Annotated in this window: 23 protein-coding genes and 4 tRNA genes; 22 read left to right on the forward strand and 5 right to left on the reverse strand. The window is 71.8% G+C overall.

The window, feature by feature from the left end:
• Positions 1-266 precede the first annotated feature (266 nt).
• The 9 genes from AB0G56_RS22200 to AB0G56_RS22240 all read left to right on the forward strand — a co-directional run bounded on the left by AB0G56_RS22200 (position 267) and on the right by AB0G56_RS22240 (position 9,580).
• The gene (locus tag AB0G56_RS22200; RefSeq protein ID WP_360971919.1) at positions 267-1,235 is read left to right on the forward strand and encodes a complex I subunit 1 family protein; all 969 of its coding nucleotides are present in this window, start codon (positions 267-269) and stop codon (positions 1,233-1,235) included.
• The gene (locus tag AB0G56_RS22205; protein ID WP_360971921.1) at positions 1,235-1,993 is read left to right on the forward strand and encodes an NADH-quinone oxidoreductase subunit I; all 759 of its coding nucleotides are present in this window, start codon (positions 1,235-1,237) and stop codon (positions 1,991-1,993) included. The genes AB0G56_RS22200 and AB0G56_RS22205 overlap by 1 nt, the downstream gene beginning before the upstream one ends.
• A complete protein-coding gene (locus AB0G56_RS22210) occupies positions 1,990-2,592 on the forward strand; it encodes an NADH-quinone oxidoreductase subunit J (protein ID WP_360971923.1) in 603 nt (200 codons plus the stop codon). Before AB0G56_RS22205 ends, AB0G56_RS22210 begins: the two co-directional genes overlap by 4 nt.
• The gene (nuoK, locus tag AB0G56_RS22215; RefSeq protein WP_360971925.1) at positions 2,592-3,017 is read left to right on the forward strand and encodes an NADH-quinone oxidoreductase subunit NuoK; all 426 of its coding nucleotides are present in this window, start codon (positions 2,592-2,594) and stop codon (positions 3,015-3,017) included. Before AB0G56_RS22210 ends, nuoK begins: the two co-directional genes overlap by 1 nt.
• The gene (locus AB0G56_RS22220) at positions 3,014-5,008 is read left to right on the forward strand and encodes an NADH-quinone oxidoreductase subunit L (RefSeq protein WP_360971927.1); all 1,995 of its coding nucleotides are present in this window, start codon (positions 3,014-3,016) and stop codon (positions 5,006-5,008) included. Before nuoK ends, AB0G56_RS22220 begins: the two co-directional genes overlap by 4 nt.
• A 6-nt stretch (positions 5,009-5,014) precedes the next feature.
• Positions 5,015-6,643: an NADH-quinone oxidoreductase subunit M gene (locus tag AB0G56_RS22225; RefSeq protein WP_360971929.1), complete on the forward strand. Its 1,629-nt coding sequence runs from the start codon at positions 5,015-5,017 to the stop codon at positions 6,641-6,643.
• Positions 6,640-8,163, forward strand: coding sequence for an NADH-quinone oxidoreductase subunit N (locus tag AB0G56_RS22230; RefSeq protein ID WP_360971931.1), 1,524 nt, complete (start codon positions 6,640-6,642; stop codon positions 8,161-8,163). The genes AB0G56_RS22225 and AB0G56_RS22230 overlap by 4 nt, the downstream gene beginning before the upstream one ends.
• Positions 8,164-8,327: 164 nt before the next feature.
• Positions 8,328-9,191: a zinc metalloprotease HtpX gene (gene htpX, locus AB0G56_RS22235; protein WP_360971933.1), complete on the forward strand. Its 864-nt coding sequence runs from the start codon at positions 8,328-8,330 to the stop codon at positions 9,189-9,191.
• Positions 9,188-9,580: a YccF domain-containing protein gene (locus AB0G56_RS22240; RefSeq protein ID WP_360971935.1), complete on the forward strand. Its 393-nt coding sequence runs from the start codon at positions 9,188-9,190 to the stop codon at positions 9,578-9,580. Before htpX ends, AB0G56_RS22240 begins: the two co-directional genes overlap by 4 nt.
• A 166-nt stretch (positions 9,581-9,746) precedes the next feature.
• Here the strand turns inward: AB0G56_RS22240 and AB0G56_RS22245 are convergent, their stop codons facing one another.
• On the reverse strand, positions 9,747-10,235 hold the full coding sequence (locus AB0G56_RS22245) for a YajQ family cyclic di-GMP-binding protein (protein ID WP_360971937.1): 489 nt from the start codon (positions 10,233-10,235) through the stop codon (positions 9,747-9,749).
• 237 nt (positions 10,236-10,472) lie between these two features.
• On the opposite strand from AB0G56_RS22245, the gene AB0G56_RS22250 reads away from it, so the two are divergent.
• A tRNA-Tyr gene (locus tag AB0G56_RS22250) sits at positions 10,473-10,554 on the forward strand.
• A 186-nt stretch (positions 10,555-10,740) separates the two neighbouring features.
• Complete coding sequence (locus tag AB0G56_RS22255; RefSeq protein ID WP_360971939.1) at positions 10,741-10,953, forward strand: hypothetical protein; 213 nt, start codon at positions 10,741-10,743, stop codon at positions 10,951-10,953.
• A gap of 7 nt (positions 10,954-10,960) precedes the next feature.
• On the opposite strand, the gene AB0G56_RS22260 is transcribed toward AB0G56_RS22255, so the two are convergent.
• Positions 10,961-11,617, reverse strand: a complete 657-nt coding sequence (locus AB0G56_RS22260; RefSeq protein WP_360971941.1) for an SDR family oxidoreductase — start codon at positions 11,615-11,617, stop codon at positions 10,961-10,963.
• A 426-nt stretch (positions 11,618-12,043) separates the two neighbouring features.
• Positions 12,044-13,423 (reverse strand): amidohydrolase family protein, encoded by a 1,380-nt coding sequence (locus AB0G56_RS22265; protein ID WP_360971943.1) that lies wholly within the window; start codon positions 13,421-13,423, stop codon positions 12,044-12,046.
• Between the two features lie 235 nt (positions 13,424-13,658).
• Between AB0G56_RS22265 and AB0G56_RS22270 the strand changes: the two genes are divergently transcribed.
• From AB0G56_RS22270 to AB0G56_RS22300, 7 genes are all read left to right on the forward strand, one after another.
• Positions 13,659-13,731, forward strand: a tRNA-Thr gene (locus AB0G56_RS22270).
• A 46-nt stretch (positions 13,732-13,777) separates the two neighbouring features.
• Positions 13,778-13,850: transfer RNA gene (locus tag AB0G56_RS22275), tRNA-Met, on the forward strand.
• Between the two features lie 90 nt (positions 13,851-13,940).
• Positions 13,941-14,105 carry a 50S ribosomal protein L33 gene (gene rpmG / locus AB0G56_RS22280; RefSeq protein ID WP_003948671.1) on the forward strand — a complete coding sequence of 55 codons (165 nt, stop codon included), beginning with the start codon at positions 13,941-13,943 and terminating at the stop codon, positions 14,103-14,105.
• Positions 14,106-14,300: 195 nt separating this feature from the next.
• Positions 14,301-14,753 carry a MaoC family dehydratase N-terminal domain-containing protein gene (locus tag AB0G56_RS22285; RefSeq protein WP_360971945.1) on the forward strand — a complete coding sequence of 151 codons (453 nt, stop codon included), beginning with the start codon at positions 14,301-14,303 and terminating at the stop codon, positions 14,751-14,753.
• A 7-nt stretch (positions 14,754-14,760) separates the two neighbouring features.
• Complete coding sequence (locus AB0G56_RS22290; RefSeq protein WP_360971947.1) at positions 14,761-15,189, forward strand: MaoC family dehydratase; 429 nt, start codon at positions 14,761-14,763, stop codon at positions 15,187-15,189.
• A 52-nt stretch (positions 15,190-15,241) separates the two neighbouring features.
• Positions 15,242-16,297: a UDP-N-acetylmuramate dehydrogenase gene (locus tag AB0G56_RS22295; RefSeq protein WP_360971949.1), complete on the forward strand. Its 1,056-nt coding sequence runs from the start codon at positions 15,242-15,244 to the stop codon at positions 16,295-16,297.
• Between the two features lie 143 nt (positions 16,298-16,440).
• Positions 16,441-17,184, forward strand: coding sequence for a thioredoxin domain-containing protein (locus AB0G56_RS22300; protein ID WP_360971951.1), 744 nt, complete (start codon positions 16,441-16,443; stop codon positions 17,182-17,184).
• 112 nt (positions 17,185-17,296) lie between these two features.
• Here the strand turns inward: AB0G56_RS22300 and AB0G56_RS22305 are convergent, their stop codons facing one another.
• Both AB0G56_RS22305 and AB0G56_RS22310 read right to left on the reverse strand, forming a co-directional pair.
• On the reverse strand, positions 17,297-18,328 hold the full coding sequence (locus tag AB0G56_RS22305; RefSeq protein WP_360971953.1) for an adenosine deaminase: 1,032 nt from the start codon (positions 18,326-18,328) through the stop codon (positions 17,297-17,299).
• Between the two features lie 129 nt (positions 18,329-18,457).
• Positions 18,458-19,684: a pyridoxal phosphate-dependent aminotransferase gene (locus tag AB0G56_RS22310; RefSeq protein WP_360971955.1), complete on the reverse strand. Its 1,227-nt coding sequence runs from the start codon at positions 19,682-19,684 to the stop codon at positions 18,458-18,460.
• A gap of 273 nt (positions 19,685-19,957) precedes the next feature.
• Between AB0G56_RS22310 and AB0G56_RS22315 the strand changes: the two genes are divergently transcribed.
• The 4 genes from AB0G56_RS22315 (at position 19,958) to rplK (ending at position 21,988) form a co-directional block, all read left to right on the forward strand.
• Positions 19,958-20,030: transfer RNA gene (locus AB0G56_RS22315), tRNA-Trp, on the forward strand.
• Positions 20,031-20,137: 107 nt separating this feature from the next.
• A complete protein-coding gene (gene secE, locus AB0G56_RS22320; RefSeq protein ID WP_360971957.1) occupies positions 20,138-20,425 on the forward strand; it encodes a preprotein translocase subunit SecE in 288 nt (95 codons plus the stop codon).
• Positions 20,426-20,506: 81 nt separating this feature from the next.
• The gene (nusG, locus tag AB0G56_RS22325; protein WP_360971959.1) at positions 20,507-21,385 is read left to right on the forward strand and encodes a transcription termination/antitermination protein NusG; all 879 of its coding nucleotides are present in this window, start codon (positions 20,507-20,509) and stop codon (positions 21,383-21,385) included.
• A gap of 168 nt (positions 21,386-21,553) precedes the next feature.
• Positions 21,554-21,988: a 50S ribosomal protein L11 gene (rplK, locus tag AB0G56_RS22330; RefSeq protein ID WP_055515278.1), complete on the forward strand. Its 435-nt coding sequence runs from the start codon at positions 21,554-21,556 to the stop codon at positions 21,986-21,988.
• The last annotated feature ends 61 nt before the right edge of the window (positions 21,989-22,049 follow it).

Here is a 22,049-nt window from a genome sequence, read left to right on the forward strand (position 1 = left end):
CCCACCGCCCCGGCGGAGCCCACCGCCCCGGCGGAGCCCACCGCCCCGGCGGAGCCCACCGCCCCGGCGGAGCCCACCGCCCCGGCGGAGCCCACAGAACCCGCGGAGCCCACGGAAGCTGCGGAGCCCACGGAAGCTGCGGAGCCCGCGGAAGCTGCGGAAGCTGCGGAAACCAAACCCCCAGAGCCGACAGAGCCGACAGAGTCCATCGAGCGCAGAGATCCCACCGACCCGCCCGCCCACGACGACCCGGAAGGAGACCCGCGGTGAACGGCGTGCTCGACGTCGCCCTGCGACTCCTGATCGTCTTCGTGGTCTTCCTCGTCCTCCCGCTGATCGTCGGCCAGACCGAGCACAAGGTGATGGCCCACATGCAGGGCCGGCTCGGCCCTATGTACGCGGGCGGCTTCCACGGCTGGGCCCAGCTCGTCGCGGACGGCGTGAAGTTCGCGCAGAAGGAGGACGTCGTCCCGGCGGGCGCGGACCGCCGCATCTTCCAGCTCGCCCCCGCCGTCGCCCTCCTCCCGTACCTCCTGGTGCTGCTCGCCATCCCGATCGGCCCCGGCGAGGGTGCGGTCGGCCAGGTCCTGGACGCGGGCGTCTTCTTCGCCCTGGCCGTGATGGGTGTCGGCGTGCTCGGCTCGCTCATGGCCGGGTGGGCCTCCGCCAACAAGTTCTCCCTCCTCGGCGGCCTGCGCACCGCCGCCCAGCTCCTCGCCTACGAACTTCCGATGCTGCTCGCCGCCGCCTCCGTCGCGATGGCGGCCGGCACGGTCTCCCTGCCGGGCATCCTCGACGCCTTCCACTGGTGGTGGCTGCCCTGGCAGATCGTCGGCGCGGTCGTCTTCTTCGTGGCCGGACTCGCCGAACTGCAACGCCCGCCGTTCGACATGCCCGTCGCCGACTCGGAGATCATCTTCGGCGCGTACACCGAGTACACGGGGCTGCGGTTCGCCCTGTTCCTGCTCGCCGAGTACGCCGGGATCGTCGTCCTGTGTGGCCTGACCACCGTCCTCTTCCTGGGCGGCTGGCACGGCCCCTGGGGCGCCGACGGCCTCGGCTGGGTGTGGACCCTGCTGAAGGCGGCCGTCCTCGCCTTCGTCGTCATCTGGCTGCGCGTCACCTACCCCCGGCTGCGCGAGGACCAGCTCCAGAAACTCTCCTGGACGCTCCTCGTCCCCCTCTCCCTCGCCCAGATCGCCCTCACCGGCATCGTCAAGGTGGTGATCTCCTGATGGCTCCCGTCCCTGGCTCCGGCCTCGCCAAGGGCCTGGCCGTCACCCTGCGCACGATGACGAGGAAGACCGTCACCGAGCAGTACCCGGACGCCCAGCCCGACCTCCCGCCCCGCACCCGCGGTGTGATCGGCCTGTTCGAGGAGAACTGCACCGTCTGCATGCTCTGCGCCCGCGAGTGCCCGGACTGGTGCATCTACATCGACTCCCACAAGGAGACGGTGCCGGCTGCGACCCCGGGCGGCCGCGAACGCAGCCGCAACGTCCTCGACCGCTTCGCCATCGACTTCTCCCTGTGCATGTACTGCGGCATCTGCATCGAGGTCTGTCCTTTCGACGCGTTGTTCTGGTCCCCGGAGTTCGAGTACGCCGAGACCGACATCCGCGACCTCACCCACGAACGCGACAAGCTCCGCGAGTGGATGTGGACCGTCCCGGCCCCGCCCGCCCTCGACCCCGGCGCGGAGGAGCCGAAGGAGGTCGCCGCCGCCCGCAAGAGCGCCGACAAGCTGGCCGCCCAGCAGGAGGCCGAGGCCGCCCAGCAGGAGGCAGCCCGGCAGGAGGCAGCCCCGCAGGAGGCCGCGCGGGCCGAGTCGGCCGAGCCGCCCACCCAGCCCTCCGATGTCCAGCCCTCCGATGTCCGGCCCTCCGATGTCCGGCCCTCCGATGTCCGGCCGTCTGATGCCCGGCCCGCCGAGCAGCCGCCCGCCGAGCCCCCCGTCCAGCCGTCCGCCGAGCCGCGGGAAGGAGAGTCGTGACCCCCGCCACCGCTCCCCAGGGCTTCCTCTCCCCGACCGGGGTCGAGATCGCCTTCCTCCTCGTCGGCCTCGCCACCTTCGGCGCCGCACTCGTCACCGTCACCACCCGGCAACTCGTGCACGCCGCCCTGTGGCTGGTGGTGACCCTCGGCGGCCTCGCCGTCGAGTACCTCCTGCTCACCGCCGAGTTCATCGCCTGGGTGCAGGTCCTCATCTACGTCGGTTCCGTCGTGGTCCTCCTGCTGTTCGGGCTGATGCTCACCAAGGCCCCCATCGGCCGCTCCCCGGACGCCGACTCCGGCAACCGCCCGGCGGCCCTCGCCGTGGCCGTCGCCGCCGCGGCCGCCCTGGTCTGGGTGGTCGTCGACGCCTTCCGCACCACCTGGATCGACCTGGACGGCGCCGCCGCCGGCACGACGAAGGCCACCGGCCAGAGCCTCTTCCAGAACTGGGTCCTGCCCTTCGAGGCCCTCTCCGTGCTGCTCCTGGCCGCCCTGGTCGGCGCGATCGTCCTCTCCCGCAGGGCGAAGGCGCACGCGACCGCCTCCCTGCCCCCTCGGGCGCGGGACGAACGGGCCGCGAAGGAGGGCACCCGCTGATGCACCTCGTCTACCCGGCCGTACTCTCCGCCCTCCTCTTCTGCACCGGCCTCTACGGCGTCCTCGCCCGCCGCAACGCGATCCTGGTCCTGATGTCGGTCGAGCTGATGCTCAACGCCGTCAACCTCAACCTGGTCGCCTTCGACGTCTGGCTCAGCAAGGCCGCCGCCGAGACCCTCCACTCCGGGCAGGCGCTCACCCTGTTCACCATCGCCATCGCCGCCGCCGAGATCGGCATCGGCCTGGCGATCGTCCTCGCCGTGTACCGCAACCGCGGCAGCTCGGACATCGACCGGCTCCGCGACTCCGCCGAGGGCCCCGACGACAGCACAAACGACGGCACCGACGGCGACGGCACAGGCGACGGCACCGACGGCGACGCCGCGACCGCGCCGGCCGCCGGGAAGACCGAGGCCACCGCGTGACCACGACCACCCTCGCCGTCCTCGTCCCCCTCCTCCCGTTCCTGGCCGCCGCGGCCGGACTGCTGCTCGGGCGCACCGCCCCCGGCTTCGTCCGCCCGCTCGCGGTCCTGCCGACCCTCGCCTCCCTCGTCCTCGCGGTGCTGGTCGCGGCCCGCCAGGGCGGCGGCCGGGCCGTCGACGCCGCCACGGAACTGACGCCCACCGGCTCGGTCCCCGTCGAACTCGCCCTGCACATCGACGGCTACGCCGCGCTCGTCGCCGTCCTGGTCGCCACCGTCGCCACCTGCGTGCAGATCTACTCCACGGGCTACCTGCGCGACGACCCGCGCTACCCGTCCTACGCCGCGCTCGTCTCGCTGTTCACCTCCGCGATGCTGCTCGTCGTCTACTCCGGCGACCTGATCGTGCTGCTGGTCGGCTGGGAGGTCATGGGCATCTGCTCCTACTTCCTGGTCGGCCACTACTGGGAGACGCCCGAGGCACGCGCCGCCTCCCTCAAGGCCTTCCTGGTGACGAAGCTGGGTGACGTCCCCTTCCTCATCGGACTGTTCGCGCTCGCCGGTGACACCGGCTCCTTCCGGATCACCCGCATCCTCGACGCCGTCACCAGCGGCGGCCTGCACCACCCGACCCTGATCGCCCTGCTGCTCCTGGCGGGCGTGGCGGGCAAGTCGGCGCAGTTCCCGCTGCACACCTGGCTCCCCGACGCGATGGCCGGCCCGACACCCGTCTCCGCGCTGATCCACGCAGCGACGATGGTCGCCGCCGGTGTCTACTTCGTCGCCCGTCTCCTCCCCGTCTTCCAGGCCTCCACGGCCGCGATGACCGTCCTCGCCGTCATGGCCGCCGTCACCATGGCCGGTTCGGCGCTCGCCGCGCTCGCCCAGGACGACATCAAACGCGTCCTCGCCTACTCGACGATCGGCCAGCTCGGCTACATGACCGGCGCCCTCGCCGTCGGCGCCCCCGGTGCCGCCGTCTTCCACCTCCTGTCCCACGGCGCCTTCAAGGCGCTGCTGTTCCTCGCCGCCGGTGCGGTCATCCACGCCGCCGGCACCAACTCGCTGGCCGCCATGTCCCGCATGGGCGACCTGCGCGACCGCGTCCCGGACGCCTTCTGGACGATGACCGTGGCGCTCCTCGCGCTCGCCGCGATCCCGCCCTTCAGCGGCTTCTTCTCCAAGGAGTCCGTCCTCGCCGCCGCCGAGCACGTCGCCACCGGCCACACCGACCACGCGCCCGGCGCGGCCGGCTGGATCGTCCTCGTCGCCGGCCTCCTCACCGCCCTGCTGACCGGCGCGTACGCCATGCGGCTGTGGCTGCTGGCCTTCCGCGGCCGCGGCGCCGGGGCCCCCGGCCACGGCAGGCAGCCCGTGGCCATGAACGCCGTGCTCTGGGTGCTCGCCGTGCCCTCCCTCGCCTTCGGCGGCCTCGCCTTCCGCGTGCTGCCCGACTGGTTCGGCGGCGCCTCCCTGGCCCCGACCCTGACCACCTCCGTCCTCGGCACCGGCCTGGCCCTGGCCGGAGTCGTCGTCGTATACGGCGCGTGGCGGCACACCACCGTCCTCGTCGCCCGCACCCCGCTCGGTGCCGTCGCGGCGCACCCCGAGGCCGACGCCGGGCTCGTCGAGGCGGAGGCCATCGCCACCCACCGGCCCGCGTACGGCGACATCGCCTACGCCGCCGACCCGGCCGACCCCGCCCGGCTGCTCCTCGGCCCGCTGCACCGCCACGCGGCCACCGGCTTCCACCTGGACGCCGTGTACCGGACCCTGTTCGTCCGCCCGGTGACGGCCGGGGCGAGCCTCGTCCGGTTCCTCGACCGCGAGGTCGTCGAGACCTACGTACGCGGTGCCGGGGCCGCACCCCGGCTGCTCGGGGCCGTCGTACGGCGCGCCCAGACCGGCAATGTGCAGACCTATGTGAGCGCGCTGCTCGCCGGCACCGTCGTCCTGGCGGTCGCCGTCGTCCTCGTCGCCACGGGAGCGTGAGCAGGCGTGATCGGTATCAGCGAGTCCGTGATGCAGTTTCTTCTGGCGTTCGTCGTCGTCGGCCCGCTCCTGGGAGCGCTCGCCGCCCTCCTGCCCTCCCGCCCGTCACCCGGCCGCCACCCCTCAAGGAGCCGCTTCGCGGCGCCCCTCCTGGTCACCGGACTGAAGGGGAAGTCACCCGAGCAGGCCGTGCTCCGGCACGGCGTGACCGTCACCGGCGTCGTCCTGGCCGCCGCGATCGTCCTCGCGCTCGGCTTCGACCACGCCCACCCGTCGAAGATGCAGGCCACGACCGACATCAGCTGGATCCCCGCACTCCACGTGCGCATCCACCTCGGCATCGACGGCATCTCCCTCCCCCTGCTGGTCCTGACCGCGCTGCTGACCTTCCTCTGCGCGCTCCACAGCTACTTCAAGCCGCCCGTGGGCCCGGCCCCCAAGGCCTTCGTCGCGCTGCTGCTCCTGCTCGAGTCCGGCACGCTCGCGACCTTCGCCGTCCTCGACCTCGTGCTCTTCTTCCTCGCCTTCGAGACGGTGCTCGTCCCGATGTACTTCCTCATCGCCCGCTGGGGCGGCGAGGGCCGCCGGGCCGCCGCCTGGCGGTTCATCCTCTACACCCTCCTCGGCTCGGTCGTCATGCTGCTCGGCCTGCTCCTGATCGGGATCAAGGCGGGCACGTTCGACATGGTGGCACTCGCCACTGACAACGGCCGGTCACTGACCGCATCCGTGCAGGTCATCGCCGTATTGGCGATCGGGATCGGGCTCGCGGTCAAGACCCCGATGTGGCCGCTGCACAGCTGGCTCCCGGACGCCCACACCGCCGCCCCGACCGTGGGCTCGGTCCTGCTGGCGGGCGTCCTGCTGAAGATGGGTACGTACGGGTTCGTCCGGATCCTGCTGCCGGTCGCACCGCACGGCTTCCACACCTTCGCGCCCTACCTGGCCGCTTTCGCCGTCGCCGGGATCGTCTACGGCTCCCTGGCCTGCCTGGCCCTGGCCAAGCAGGGCGCGAAGGGCGACCTGAAACGTCTCATCGCCTACTCCTCCGTCGGCCACATGGGCTTCGTCCTGCTCGGTATCGCCACGATGACCCCGACCGGCGTGAACGGCGCACTCTTCGCCAACATCGCCCACGGCCTCATCACCGGCCTGCTGTTCTTCCTGGTCGGCGGCATCAAGGACCGCACCGGCACCACCGACCTCGACAACCTCGCCGAGAGCACCGGAGCCGCCCTCTACGGCAGGGCGCCGCGCCTGGGCGGACTGATCGCCTTCGGCGCGGTCGCCTCGCTCGGCCTGCCGGGCCTGGCCGGGTTCTGGGGCGAGATGCTCGCCCTGCTCGGCTCCTTCGACCCCGCCGCCGGACTGAGCCGCCCCGCCTTCCTCACCTTCATGGCGATCGGCGCGTTCGGCACCCTGCTGACGGCCGCGTACATGCTCGTCGTGGTCCGCCGCGTGTGCATGGGGGCCCTGCCACAGGAGACCCCGAAGCTCGCCGACGTACACGGGTTCGAGTTCGCGGCCTGGACGCCGCTCGTCGCCCTCACCGTCCTCGCCGGGCTCTGGCCGAAAGCCCTCCTGGGCCTCACCGACCCGGCCGTGCAGCAGCTCCTCGCAGGAGGCACCCGATGAGCGCCCTGGCCCAGCCGCTGGCCGCCTCCGCCGTCCAGTCCGTCGACTGGCTCGCCATCGCGCCCCCCACCCTCACCGCGGTGACCGCCCTCGTCGTGCTCGTCGCCGACCTCTTCGTGCCCGCCGCGCGCAAACCCGTCCTCGGCTGGGTGTCGGTCACGGGCCTCGCTGCCTCCGCGCTGCTCCTGCTGCCCCTCCTGGACGGCGACCGCAGCACCTTCTGCCGGCCGGGAGGCGCCGGCGTCTGCAGCTACACCGCCGACCACTTCGCGCTCGTCATCCAGTTCCTCGTCCTGGGCGGAGCGCTGCTCGCGGCACTGCTGTCCGTCACCGCGCTCAAGGACGCGCGCGGAGGCCTCCCCGAAGGGGAGTACTGGTTCCTGCTGCTGTCCTCCGCCGCCGGAGCCGCCCTCCTGCCCGCCTCCCGCGACCTGGCCACCCTGATCGTCGCCCTGGAGGTCGCCTCCCTGCCCGCCTTCGCGCTCGTCGGCCTCAGGCACGGCGACCGGAAGTCCTCCGACGCGGCCCTGAAGTTCTTCCTGTCGTCGGTCACCGCCACCGCCGTCAGCCTCCTCGGCGTCAGTTTCGTCTACGCCACCACCGGCACCCTCTACCTCACCCAGGTGGCCGACCGCCTCCCGCACGTCGACGCGCAGTTCCACATCCTCGCCCAGACCGGCGTCGTCCTCACCCTGATCGGCTTCGCCTTCAAGCTGGCCGCCGCCCCCTTCCACTTCTGGGTCCCCGACACCTACGTGGGCGCCCCGCTGCCGATCGCCGCCTACCTGTCCGTCGTCGGCAAGGCCGTCGGCTTCACCGGCCTGATCCTCACCGCCGTCGTCGCGTTCCCCTCCTACGCCGACGTCTGGGGCCCGGCCCTCGCCGTGCTGGCCGCGCTCACCATGACCGTCGGCAACGTCGGCGCCCTGCGCCAGCAGGCCACGCGCGCGTACAGCGCGGTACGGCTGCTCGCCTGGTCCTCCGTCGGGCAGGCGGGCTACCTCCTGGTGCCGATCGCCGCGGCCGGTCACGCCAAGGACGCGCAGAAGGCGATCGGGTCCACCGTCGCCTACGCCCTCATGTACGCCGCCGTGAACCTCGGCGCGTTCGCCGTGGCCGCGCTCGTGGGCCGCACCCGGACCCGCAACCGCCTCACCGACTACCGCGGCCTGTACGCCACCAACCCGGTGACCGCCCTGCTCCTGGCCTTCTTCCTGCTGTGCCTCGCCGGGCTGCCGCCGGGGATCATCGGCCTCTTCGCGAAGGTCACGGTCTTCGCCGCGGCCGTCGACGCCGGACTCGGCTGGCTCGCCGTCGTCATGGCCGTCAACGTCGTCATCGCCCTGTACTACTACCTCCAGTGGGCGGCCCTGCTGTTCCGCGCCCCCGAAGGCGCGACCGCGCGCCACCGCGTCCCGGCGCCCCTCACCGCCGCGATCACCCTGACCGGCCTCATCGGCATCGCCCTGTCCGGAGCGCCCCAGCTGGTGCTGCGCTTCGCGAGCGGCGGTCTCTTCTGAGTCACCCGGACGGCCCGCCCCTGTCCGCACGCGCCAGGGAACCCAGGGCCTTCGCCTGGCGTTGACCAGTACGGAAGGGTCCACTGGATGTGACACCACGACACCGGTGGACCGAACAGGAGCAAGCGAAGGGTTCCCCTGCCGCACCACTTGGAGGGCGTACCGTGCACCGCCGGCACAACGGGCTCAGGACCGCAGTACTCCTCGGGGGACTGTCCGCACTCATCATCGTCATCGGCAGTTTCTTCGGCCGCACCGGCCTCGTCGTCGCGGTCCTCATCGCCATCGGCACCAACGCGTACGCGTACTGGAACAGCGACAAGATGGCCCTGCGCGCCATGCGCGCGCGCCCGGTCAGCGAGTTCGAGGCCCCGGCCCTGTACCGCATGGTTCGCGACCTCTCCACCCAGGCCCGGCAGCCGATGCCCCGCCTGTACATCTCCCCGACGGAGGCGCCCAACGCCTTCGCGACCGGCCGCAACCCGCGCAACGCCGCCGTGTGCTGCACGGAAGGCATCCTGCGCATCCTGGACGAGCGTGAACTGCGCGGCGTCATCGGCCACGAGCTGAGCCACGTCTACAACCGCGACATCCTGATCTCCTCCGTCGCCGGAGCCCTCGCCTCCGTGATCATGTTCCTGGTCAACTTCGCCTGGCTGATCCCGGTCGGCCGCTCCGACGACGACGAGGGCCCCGGCATCTTCGGCATGCTCCTGATCATGATCCTCGGCCCGCTCGCGGCCAGCCTCATCCAGCTCGCCATCAGCCGCTCCCGCGAGTACGAGGCCGACGCGTCGGGCGCCCGCCTCACCGGCGACCCGCTCGCCCTCGCCGGCGCCCTGCGCAAGCTGGAGGCGGGCACCCAGCAGCTCCCGCTGCCCCCGGAGCCCCGGATCGAGACCGCGAGCCACATGATGATCGCGAACCCCTTCCGTCCGGGCCAGGGACTGTCGAAGATGTTCTCGACACACCCGCCCATGGCGGAGCGCATCGCCCGACTCGAGCAGATGGCAGGTCGCCAACAGTGAAGACAATCCTGAACGTCATCTGGCTGGTCCTGAGCGGCTTCTGGCTGTTCCTCGGCTATCTCTTCGCCGGCGCGCTCCTGTGCATCACCGTGATCGGCATCCCGTTCGGCATAGCGGCGTTCCGCATCGGCGTCTACGCCCTGTGGCCCTTCGGGTACACCACGGTCGAGCGCCGCGACGCGGGCGCCCCGTCCTGCATCGGCAACGTGCTGTGGCTCGTCCTGGCCGGCTGGTGGCTGGCGCTCGCCCACATCGTGACGGGGGTCATGCTCTGCGTCACGATCATCGGCATCCCGTTCGGCGTCGCCAACTTCAAGCTCATCCCGGTCTCGCTGCTCCCGCTGGGCCGCGAGATCGTCCGCACGGACGAGCCCTTCGCGACGCGCTGAGACGACGAGCGTCACGCCTGCGGACCCGGGCGGCCGGCGCAAACCGCAACGAGCGGGCGCGGCGTCTTCCCTGTGACACGGCGAACAGGCGTACGGCACGAGCGAAGGGTGGGCGCCGCTCCCGGTGCCCACCCTTGCGTCTGCTCCGCCGGCTCGTCCGCCGGGCCTACCGGTAGTTGACGAACTGCAGTGCGAAGTCGAAGTCCTGGCCCTTGAGCAGCGCGATCACGGCCTGCAGGTCGTCCCGGCTCTTGGAGCTGACCCGCAGCTCGTCGCCCTGGACCTGGGCCTTGACGCCCTTGGGGCCCTCGTCACGGATGAGCTTGGCCACCTTCTTCGCGTTCTCCTGGGAGATGCCCTCCTCGATGGACGCGAAGAGCTTGTACTCCTTGCCGGACAGCTGCGGCTCGCCCGCGTCCAGGGCCTTCAGCGAGATGCCGCGCTTGATCAGCTTGGACTGGAAGACGTCGAGGACCGCCTTCACCCGCTCCTCGGAGTCGGCCTCCATGAGGATCTTCTCTCCGGACCACGAGATCGAAGCGCCCACGCCCTTGAAGTCGTAGCGCTGCGAGATCTCCTTGGCGGCCTGGTTGAGGGCGTTGTCGACCTCCTGCCGCTCGACCTTCGAGACGATGTCGAAACTGGAGTCGGCCATGTCCTGTGGCTCCTTGTATCGGGGTGTGTCGGAGTGCGTTTCGCTGCGTGCCGGCGGGTGTGGGGGACACCGCCGGGCCCGGCCGTGGGGTCCGGGTCCGCATCCGCCCCAGCCTAGTCACCTCCCGCCCCCGCGACGCCGATCAATCGGGTGGCGAAGCACCCCTGTGCATCGGGTATTGTTTACGTCGTTGCCGGAGAGCACCGCCGAAAGGCTGTTCGAACCGCAGCAAACCCCGGCGGTGTGCCCGAGCGGCCAAAGGGAGCAGACTGTAAATCTGCCGGCTCAGCCTTCCCAGGTTCGAATCCTGGCGCCGCCACACTGGGGAAAACCCCCTCCGACCAGCCTTTACGGCAGGTGGGAGGGGGTCTCTTCGTTGTGGGCCCGTGGCGCGGGGCGCGCTCCCGTACTGTTTCCGGGTGACGTGACTCACCCTGCCCGCCGCAGGGGGCGTCCGCCTCTCGGCTGACCGGTCGCTGTCGGTGCCCCGGTGCACACTGGGCCCATGTCCTCGCGCCGCAGAGCCTGCCCCGTGTGCCGTCGTGAGATCGCTGTCGTCGCCGGGCGCATCGCGCGGCACGACCCGCCCGGAGCACGCGACACCGGGGAGCTGACGTCCTGCCCCGGCTCGCGCCGCCCCGTGCAACTCGGGGCGGCACAACCGTCCTTGGACGGGTACACCGTCCCCGAGTTCCCCGGCCAGCTCAGTCTGTTCTGAGCGGCGCTCAGTTGCCCGCGACCGACTTCACCGCGACCGACACCGGTGTCGACCCGCCGACCAGTTCCAGGGTCAGCCCGGCCGTGGCCGGCGTGTCGACCAGTTCGGCCAGGACGGTGGCGACGTCGTCGCGTGACACCGACCCCCGACCGGTGTGCGCCTCCAGCCGCACCTGGCCCGTGCCGGGCTCGTCCGTCAGCGAACCGGGGCGCAGGATCGTCCAGTCGAGTCCGTCCTGGGCGCGGACGTGGTCGTCGGCCTCGCCCTTGGCACGCAGGTAGACGTCGAAGACCTCGTCACCCTCGTGGCGCGCGTCCGCACCCATCGAGGACACGACCACATGACGCCGTACGCCCGCCCGCACCGCCGCGTCGGCGAACAGCACCGCCGCACCCTTGTCCACCGTGTCCTTGCGGGCCGCGCCGCTGCCCGGACCCGCGCCCGCCGCGAACACCGCGGCGTCCGCGCCCCTCAACCGCTCCGCCACCTCCTCGGCCGAGGCCGACTCCAGGTCCAGCACGACGGGTTCGGCGCCGGCCGCCCGCAGGTCGCCGGCCTGCTCGGCGCGGCGGACGATACCCGCCACCTCGTCCCCGCGCGCGGCGAGAATCCGCTCCAGCCGCAGCGCGATCTGACCATGACCACCAGCGATGACAATGCGCATGTCTCCGACCGTACGCCCGGACGGCCGCATCCGCCGCACGACTTCGGCCCCCGCCGGGCCCCGCACGGCGCGCGGATGCCCCCGGTCCCGGCACACTCGCAGCCTCCGTCCCGGCACGTCGGCGGCCTCCGTCCCGGCACGCTCGCGACTCCGTCCCGGCACGCTCGCGGCTCCGTCCCGGCACGCTCGCGGCTCCGTCCCGGCACGCTCGCGGCTCCGCCCCGGCACGTACGTGACACCTCCACCGGCGCACAAATGAACCCCGCCCCAGCGCGCGCGTGAACCCTGCCCCAGCGCGCGCATGAACCCCGCCCCAGCGCGCGCATGGCTACGTCTCGGCGCGCACGTCACCCCTCAGCCCGGCCGCGAAGGCGCCCCCACGCGCGCCCGCGGCCCGGCCCCTCCCGGCCCCAGGACCCGCGCCCCTCACGACAGCTCCCCCCGCCCCTGCCGCGGCAGCCCCAGCTCCACCGACGCCGCCGAGTCGCAGAACTCCCGTACCGCGCTGGTACGCGCCACCACGCGCCCCCGGTGCACCACGATGCGGCTGTACGCCAGCGACAGCGCCCCCGCGAGCCGGTCGCCGCGCACCGCGAGGAGTTCCGCCGGGAAACCGGCCTCCACCCGTACCTCGGGCAGGCCGAGCACCGCGCGGGCCGAGGCGCTCACCATCTCGTAGGCCTCCTCGGGGCGCAGTCCGTACCGGGAGGCCAGCAGATAGGCCGCCTCCAGCGGGTCCCCGCGGCCGACCGGGTTCGACACGTCCCGCAGGGCACCGCTGCCCGCGGCCACCCGCACCCCGGCCGCCCGCAGCAGCCGTACCGGAGCCGTCCCGGGGCCCTCGGCGCCCGCGCAGCCGCCCTGCGGCAGGCACACCACCGTCACGCCCGCCGCGGCCAGCTGGTCCGCGGTGCGGGCCGCCGCCTCGGCGGGCAGCCGGGCCAGGCCGCCGCAGGGACTCAGCGTCACCCCGGGGCGCAGCCCGCCCGTCATCACCGCGATCCGGGCGAGGCGGGCCGGGTCGGTGCCGTCGGTGTGCAGGTCGACGGGGCAGCCGTGCTCGGAGGCCACCTCCAGGACGGCCTCCACGTACCCGGTGGGATCGGGGTCCACGTCCGGACAGCCGCCGACGACGCACGCGCCCATCTTCACCGCGTCCCGCAGCACCGCCAGGCCGTCCGCGCCGGCCATGCCCGTCAGCACGCGCGGCACCGCCACCGTCGTCAGCTCGGCGAGCCCGCGCAGCGCCCGCCGGGCCCGCAGCACCGCCGTCAGGGCGCCCAGGCCCTGCACGTCGCCCACGCGCACGTGCGCGCGCAGGGCGGTCGCCCCGTGCCCGAGCTGGAGCAGCGCCGCCTCGGTGGCCCGGCGCTGGACGTCCTCGGGGTCGTAGGAGACCGGTCCGTCGGTGTCGGCGGTCAGGGCCGTGTCCGCGTGGGCGTGGGGCTCGGCCGGAGCCGGCAGGAGCAGGTACCCGCTGAGGTCGACCCGCGCCCCGCCCTCCCCTGTCCTCTCGTCCCGTACCCGGCCGTCCCGCGTTCCGCCGCCGCGCCGGCCGTCCGCGCCGCCTTCACCTTCCCGCGCCCCACCTGCACGGGCGGGCCCGGCGGGGTGGGACGGGCCGGCGGCCGGGCCGAGGCTGCCGGCCGTGCCCACCGCCTCGATGCGTCCGCCGGACAGCCGCACGTCCACGGTCCGGCCGTCGGTGAGCCGCGCCCCGCACAGCAGCAGGGTGTCCGGGTCCGGCTGTCCGGAGGGTCCCGGTGAGGAGGACGAACGGGGCGGCTGTGGCTGACCGGGGGGCATCGCACTCCAGGTACGACAGGTGAACGGGGGACAGGGGACGCGCGGTGCGGGCACGGGTGCGCGCAAGATCACGCAGAGTGCGTCGAGCCTAGGGTGACGGCCCGCCGGGAAGCGGGAGGAGCGCAATAGTCGTACCGGTGTGGCCGCACCGCCGAGGGGCCGCGCGGCGCGGCGGCGGGGCCCGCGGAACGGATTTGGGCGAACGGCGGCGGACCGTGTAATGTCTTCATCGCTCGCCCCAATAGCTCAGTCGGCAGAGCGTCTCCATGGTAAGGAGAAGGTCAACGGTTCGATTCCGTTTTGGGGCTCTGGTGTGAGAGGTTCCCGTCGCGAGGCGGGGGCTGATCTCATCAAAGCGGTGTAGCTCAGTCGGTAGAGCAAGCGGCTCATAATCGCTGTGTCACCGGTTCAAGTCCGGTCACCGCTACTGACAGTAGCCGATTGCGGGGTCGGTCCTTCGATCGGCTACTCTTTCTTGCGTTGAATCAGTCCATCCGTTCGTCTTAGGAGCACTCACGTGGCTGCCACCGACGTCCGCCCGAAGATCACGCTGGCCTGCGTGGAGTGCAAGGAGCGGAACTACATCACCAAGAAGAACCGGCGTAACAACCCGGATCGTCTTGAGATGAAGAAGCACTGCCCGCGTTGCAACGCGCACACCGCGCACCGCGAAACGCGATAAAACAGGCTCATACGTGAGGCCGCCCCCGCACCATGGGGGCGGCCTCCCGTTGTTTCACCGGCTTGCCTCGTTTCACCAGCTCTCCCTGTTCCACCAGCTCTCCCTGTTCCACCGGCTCCCGCTGTTCCGCCGGCTCCCCTTGTCTCACCGGTTCCATCCGCACGACCGCAGCTGACACCAGGAGGTACCGAGCCCATGGCGCTCGACCCGTCCTTCGTGGGCCGTTCCTATCCGCCCACCGCCCCCTACGAGGTGGGCCGGGAGAAGATCCGTGAGTTCGCCCGGGCGGTGGGCGACGCCAACCCGGCGTACACGGACCCGGAGGCCGCCCGGGCGCTCGGCCACCCCGACGTGATCGCGCCCCCGACCTTCGTGTTCGTGATCACCTACCAGGCCGCCGGCGAGGTCGTCCAGGACCCGCGGCTCGGCCTCGACTACACCCGCGTGGTGCACGGCGACCAGAAGTTCGCCTACACGCGGCCCGTGCGCGCCGGCGACCGCCTGACCGTCACCTCGACCATCGAGGCGGTCAAGACCATGGCCGGAAGCGACATCCTGGACATCCGCGGCGAGGTGCACGACGCGGCGGGCGAGCACGTGGTGACCGCCTGGATGAAGCTGGTGGCCCGTGCGGCCGAGGAGGCGTGAGGAACCGATGACGGCGAAGATCTCCTACGACGACGTCGAGACCGGCACCGAACTGCCGGGCCGCACCTTCCCCGTGACCCGCACCACCCTGGTCCAGTACGCGGGTGCCTCCGGGGACTTCAACCCGATCCACTGGAACGAGAAGTTCGCCAAGGAGGTCGGACTGCCGGACGTCATCGCGCACGGCATGTTCACCATGGCCGAAGCGGTCCGCGTCGTCACCGACTGGGTCGGCGACCCCGGTGCCGTCGTGTCGTACGGCGTCCGCTTCACCAAGCCCGTCGTCGTCCCGAACGACGACAAGGGCGCCCTGATCGAGGTCGTCGGCAAGGTCGGCGCCAAGCTCGACGACCGCACCGTGCGGGTCGACCTGACCGCGACGTGCGGCGGCCAGAAGGTCCTCGGCAGGTCCCAGGCGGTCGTACGACTGGCCTGACGCCCGCGGCCGCGGGGCGGCGCTGTCGGTGGGGCCCCGTAGTCTTGGGCGCGTGCAGGAACTCCACGACGCGCCCCTCGCCCCGCTGACCACCTTCCGGCTGGGCGGTCCCGCGACCCGGCTGATCACCGCGACCACCGACGCGGAGGTGATCGACGCCGTCCGCGAGGCCGACGCCGCCGGCACACCGCTGCTGGTCATCGGCGGCGGCTCCAACCTGGTGATCGGCGACAAGGGCTTCGACGGCACCGCCCTGCACATCGCCACGCGCGGCTTCGACCTCGTCGGCACGACGCTGGAGCTGGCCGCCGGCGAGGTGTGGAGCGACGCCGTCGCCCGCACCGTCGAGGCCGGACTCGCGGGCATCGAGTGCCTCTCCGGCATCCCGGGCTCCGCGGGCGCCACACCCATCCAGAACGTCGGGGCGTACGGCCAGGAGGTCTCCGCCACCATCACCGAGGTCGTCGCCTACGACCGCACGGCCGGTGAGACGGTGACCCTGACCAACGACGAGTGCGCCTTCTCCTACCGGCACAGCCGCTTCAAGGACCACCCCGGCCGGTACGTGGTCCTGCGGGTCCGCTTCGCACTGGAGGACGCGGGCGGGCTGTCGGCGCCCCTCAGGTACGCCGAGACGGCCCGCGTCCTGGGCGTGTCCGCCGGAGACCGCGTACCGCTGGCCACCGCCCGCGATACCGTGCTCAAGCTGCGCGCCGGGAAGGGCATGGTGCTGGACCCCGAGGACCACGACACCTGGTCGGCCGGGTCCTTCTTCACCAACCCGATCCTCACGGACGCCGAGTTCGACGCGTTCCGCGCGCGGGTGCGGGAGCGCCTGGGCGAGGGCGCCGAGCCGCCCGCCTACCCGGCGGGGGAGGGCCGCACCAAGACCTCCGCGGCCTGGCTGATCGACAAGTCCGGCTTCACCAAGGGCTACGGCACCGGTCCGGCCCGCATCTCGGGCAAGCACACGCTCGCCCTCACCAACCGCGGCGGCGCGACCACGGAGGACCTGCTGGCCCTGGCCCGCGAGGTGGTGGACGGAGTCCGCGAGGCCTTCGGCATCACGCTGGTGAACGAGCCGGTGACGGTGGGCGTGAGCCTCTAGCAGCACGGGCCCGGCAGCCGCACCGGCTCAGCCGGCCCCTCCCACCCCCCTGCTCCACCGCTTGCTCCACCGTTGCGGTGGCCGGGACCCGCACAGAGATCGCATAGGGTCGGTTCCCGTCCGACAGGGAGAGGGGAAGAACCATGCGGGGCGTACGAGGCCTGCGAGGCAGCCGGGGCATCGCGATCGCGGTCACGGCCGTACTGGTGGGCGCGCTCGCCACGGGGTGCGACAAGGGGGCCGACGACGCCGAGGGCGCCGGCGGGGACGGCGGCGACGGGAAGCCCGCCGCCGCGGCCACCGGGACGGCGGCGGTCACCGAGTCGCTCGCGCCCGACGGCACCACCGTCCGCATCGGGTCCCCGCAGGCGAAGACCGTCGTCCACGTCTACGAGGACATGCGCTGCCCGGTCTGCAAGAAGTTCGAGACCGAGGGCGGCGGCGAGGCCCTGCGCGACCTGGTCCGCTCCGGCGAGGTCCGGGCGGAGTACACCCTCGCCTCCTTCCTCGACGGCCGCGGCGGCCAGGGCTCCAAGAAGGCCGCGAACGCCCTGCGGGCCGCCCTGGACGCGGGGAGGTTCGCCGAGTTCCACGACCTCCTCTTCGCCCACCAGCCCGAGGAGAGCGTCGACGGCTACACCGACGCGTTCCTGCTGGACATGGCCTCCCGCGTGAAGGGCCTGCGCGGCCAGAAGTTCGACGCGGCGGTCAAGGGGATGACCTACCGCGGCTTCGTGACCGCCTCCGAGCGTGCCTTCGACACCTCCGGGGCGACCGGCACGCCCACCGTCAAGGTCAACGGCAAGACGGTCCCCCAGTCGATGAGCGGCGCACTCTTCGACAAGTCATCGCTGCCCATGGTGATCGGCGCCCTGTCCCAGTCCTGACCCGTGGTCCCGACTCGTCGTCCTGACTCGTCGTCCTGACTCGTCGTCCTGACCCGTCTCCCGCCGCCCTTCCCCACTGCGCCCACCGCGCCCACCGCGCCCGCAGCCCGCCTCAGGCGGCCAGCCAGTCGTCCACCCCCGACAGCAGCTTGGCCCGGACGTCCTCCGGAGCGGCCGAGCCGCGAATGGACTGGCGGGCCAGTTCGGCCAGTTCGGCGTCGGTGAAGGCGTGGTGGCGGCGGGCGATGTCGTACTGGGCAGCCAGGCGGGACCCGAAGAGCAGCGGGTCGTCGGCGCCGAGGGCCATCGGGACACCGGCGTCGTACAGCGTCCGCAGCGGGACGTCACCCGCCTTCTCGTACACCCCGAGCGCCACGTTGGAGGCCGGGCAGACCTCGCAGGTCACGCCCCGCTCGGCGAGGCGCCGCAGCAGTCGCGGGTCGTCGGCCGCCCGCACTCCGTGGCCGACCCGGTGGGCGTGCAGGTCGTCCAGGCAGTCGCGGACGGAGGACGGGCCCGCCAGCTCGCCGCCGTGCGGGGCCGCGAACAGGCCGCCCTCGCGCGCGATCGCGAACGCCCGGTCGAAGTCCCGCGCCATGCCCCGGCGCTCGTCGTTGGACAGGCCGAAGCCGACCACGCCCCGGTCGCGGTAGCGCACGGCCAGCCGGGCCAGTGTGCGGGCGTCCAGGGGGTGCTTCATGCGGTTGGCCGCCACCAGGACCCGCATCCCCAGGCCCGTCTCGCGCGAGGCCGCGTCCACCGCGTCCAGGATGATCTCCAGCGCCGGGATCAGCCCGCCCAGCCGCGGGGCGTACGAGGTCGGGTCGACCTGGATCTCCAGCCAGCCCGAGCCGTCCCTGACGTCCTCCTCGGCGGCCTCGCGCACCAGCCGCTGGATGTCCTCGGGCTCACGCAGGCAGGAACGCGCCGCGTCGTACAGCCGCTGGAAGCGGAACCAGCCCCGCTCGTCCGTCGCGCGCAGCCTCGGCGGCTCCCCGCTGAACAGGGCGTCCGTCAGCGCGTCGGGCAGCCGTACGCCGTACTTGTCGGCCAGGTCCAGCAGGGTCGCGGGCCGCATCGACCCGGTGAAGTGCAGGTGCAGATGGGCCTTCGGCAGCTGAGAGACATCACGTACACGCTCCATCGGACGATCCTGCCGCACCCGTCCCGGGAACCGGAAGCCGTTTCCCCGTTCGTGGGCTTGCTCGCACAGACGAACGGGACGGCCGGCCCCGGAGAACCGGAGCCGGCCGTCCCGTCGCGGAAGCGGACGTCAGTCCCGCGCCTCCGCCAGCAGCTTCTGCATCCGGCTCACGCCCTCCACCAGGTCCTCGTCACCGAGGGCGTAGGACAGCCGCAGGTAGCCGGGGGTGCCGAAGGCCTCGCCGGGCACGACCGCGACCTCGGCCTCCTCCAGGATGAGCGCGGCCAGCTCGACGGAGTTCTGCGGGCGCCTGCCGCGGATCTCCTTGCCGAGCAGCGCCTTCACCGACGGGTAGGCGTAGAACGCGCCCTCCGGCTCCGGGCAGAGCACGCCGTCGATCTCGTTGAGCATCCGCACGATGGTCCTGCGGCGCCGGTCGAAGGCCTCGCGCATCGTCGCCACGGCCTCCAGGCCGCCGGAGACCGCGGCGAGGGCGGCCACCTGCGCGACGTTCGACACGTTGGACGTGGCGTGCGACTGGAGGTTCGTCGCGGCCTTGACCACGTCCTTGGGGCCGATGACCCAGCCCACCCGCCAGCCGGTCATGGCGTACGTCTTGGCCACACCGTTGACGACGACGCACTTGTCGCGCAGCTCGGGCAGGAGCGCCGGCAGGGAGACGGAGACCGCGTCGCCGTAGACCAGGTGCTCGTAGATCTCGTCGGTGAGCACCCACAGGCCGTGCTCGACGGCCCAGCGGCCGATCGCCTCGGTCTCGGCCTCGGAGTACACCGCGCCGGTCGGGTTGGACGGCGAGACGAAGAGGACGACCTTGGTCTTCTCGGTGCGGGCGGCCTCCAGCTGCTCGACCGTGACGCGGTAGCCGGTGGTCTCGTCGGCGACGACCTCGACGGGGACACCGCCGGCCAGCCGGATCGACTCCGGGTACGTCGTCCAGTACGGCGCCGGCACGATGACCTCGTCGCCCGGGTCGAGGATCGCGGCGAAGGCCTCGTAGATGGCCTGCTTGCCGCCGTTGGTGACCAGGATCTGCGAGACGTCCGGCTCCCAGCCGGAGTCGCGCAGCGTCTTCGCGGCGATCGCGGCCTTCAGCTCGGGCAGACCGCCGGCCGGCGTGTACCGGTGGTACTTCGGGTTCTTGCAGGCCTCGACGGCGGCCTCGACGATGTAGTCCGGGGTCGGGAAGTCGGGCTCACCGGCGCCGAAGCCGATCACCGGACGCCCGGCGGCCTTGAGGGCCTTGGCCTTGGCGTCCACGGCGAGGGTGGCGGACTCGGAGATCGCGCCGATACGCGCGGAGACCCGGCGCTCGGTCGGAGGGGTTGCAGCGCTCATACCGCCCATCGTTCCAGACCCCGCAGAAGGCGGGCACACGGGTTTCACGGAGTGGGCAGGGACGGCGCACCTGCTGGACATCCGTACGGATCCGGTCCCCGGCCAGGTGATCTTCCGGCGGGATTCGCTCCGACGGGCGCCCAGGAGCACTTTCCGTTCGACGACCGGCGCCGGAGCACGTACACTCTCACCTCGTTGGCCTTCAGCAAGCCGCCGCCGCACCTGGTGCACACCGGGCCTACGGGCGGATGCGGTACGTTGGGGGACACACAAAGGGTCGTAGCTCAATTGGTAGAGCACTGGTCTCCAAAACCAGCGGTTGGGGGTTCAAGTCCCTCCGGCCCTGCTACACACACCTTCGCCAGGATGTGTGCGCATGTACGTACAGCAATGCACCGCCGTGCGGCTCGACCGGGCGCGGCACGGCCACGACCCGGAATCAGGTGAGGACGCATGACGGACGCCGTGGGCTCCATCGACACGCCTGATGCCCAGGACGAGGTGGCGGAGTCCCAGAAGAAGCCGCGCAAGGGCGGCAAGCGTGCCAAGAAGGGCCCGCTGAAGCGCCTTGCCCTCTTCTACCGGCAGATCGTAGCCGAGCTCCGCAAGGTCGTCTGGCCCTCACGCAACCAGCTGACGACGTACACCACCGTGGTGATTGTCTTCGTGGCCGTCATGATCGGCCTGGTGACCGTGATTGACTATGGGCTCAACCACGCGGCCAAGTACGTCTTCGGCTGAGCCAAGAGCGAAGGGCGCCGTGGTTACCGGCGCCCCTTTTCGCATGTTCCACCCCTATGTATCCAGGAAGAAGCAGCCACCGTGTCTGACCCGAACCTGAACGACGCCATCGAGCCGACCGAGTCCGTGGATGACGAGCTCGACATCGTCGAGGGTGCGGACGAGGCGGACGAGGCCGAGGCTGCCGACGCCGCCGCGGGCGAGCCGGCCGAGGAGGCCGCCGTCCACGTCGAGGACGAGGACGGCGAGGCCGCCGAAGACTCCGAGGAGTCCGAGGACGAGGCCGCCGAGGGTGAGGACGTCGAGGCCGCCGGGACCGAGGCCGTCGAGGAAGAGCCCGACGTCGACCCGGTCACCAAGCTGCGCGAGGAACTGCGCACGCTCCCCGGCGAGTGGTACGTGATCCACACCTACGCGGGCTACGAGAAGCGCGTGAAGGCCAACCTGGAGCAGCGCGCCGTCTCGCTGAACGTCGAGGACTTCATCTACCAGGCCGAGGTCCCCGAGGAAGAGATCGTCCAGATCAAGAACGGCGAGCGCAAGACCGTCCGGCAGAACAAGCTGCCCGGTTACGTGCTCGTCCGCATGGACCTGACGAACGAGTCCTGGGGCGTCGTCCGCAACACGCCGGGCGTCACCGGCTTCGTCGGCAACGCCTACGACCCCTACCCGCTGTCCCTGGACGAGATCGTGAAGATGCTCGCCCCGGAGGCCGAGGAGAAGGCCGCCCGCGAGGCCGCCGAGGCCGAGGGCAAGCCGGCCCCGCAGCGCAAGGTCGAGGTCCAGGTGCTGGACTTCGAGGTCGGCGACTCGGTCACCGTCACCGACGGCCCCTTCGCGACGCTCCAGGCGACGATCAACGAGATCAACCCGGACTCGAAGAAGGTCAAGGGCCTGGTCGAGATCTTCGGTCGCGAGACCCCGGTCGAGCTGAGCTTCGACCAGATCCAGAAGAACTAGTTCTTTCTGGGCGAACTGCTTCCGCGCAGGTCAGGCGAGCGCTCGGCGACCGCCTGACCTGCTCGGTTTTCAGCCGCGCATCTATACCCGTTATCGTTGTGCGGTATGCCTGCGTCCGGGTGGTCCCCGAGCGCGGGCAGGACCCGAACCGAAAGGACCCGGAGAGCTATGCCTCCCAAGAAGAAGAAGGTCACGGGGCTCATCAAGCTCCAGATCAACGCCGGTGCGGCGAACCCGGCCCCGCCGGTCGGCCCGGCGCTGGGCCAGCACGGCGTCAACATCATGGAGTTCTGCAAGGCCTACAACGCCGCGACCGAGTCGCAGCGCGGCTGGGTCATCCCGGTGGAGATCACGGTCTACGAGGACCGTTCCTTCACCTTCATCACCAAGACTCCGCCGGCCGCCAAGATGATCCTCAAGGCCGCGGGCGTGGAGAAGGGCTCCGGCGAGCCGCACAAGACCAAGGTCGCCAAGATCACTGAGGCGCAGGTCCGCGAGATCGCCCAGACCAAGCTGCCCGACCTCAACGCCAACGACCTGGACGCCGCGTCGAAGATCATCGCCGGCACCGCCCGCTCCATGGGCATCACGGTCGAGGGCTGAACCCCAGCCTCCGTCACATCCTCGTAGAACCGTGGCAGGGCCTGCTCGGCCCGTACCACGA

The organism is Streptomyces sp. NPDC021356 (assembly GCF_040641015.1).
Classification (GTDB): domain Bacteria; phylum Actinomycetota; class Actinomycetes; order Streptomycetales; family Streptomycetaceae; genus Streptomyces.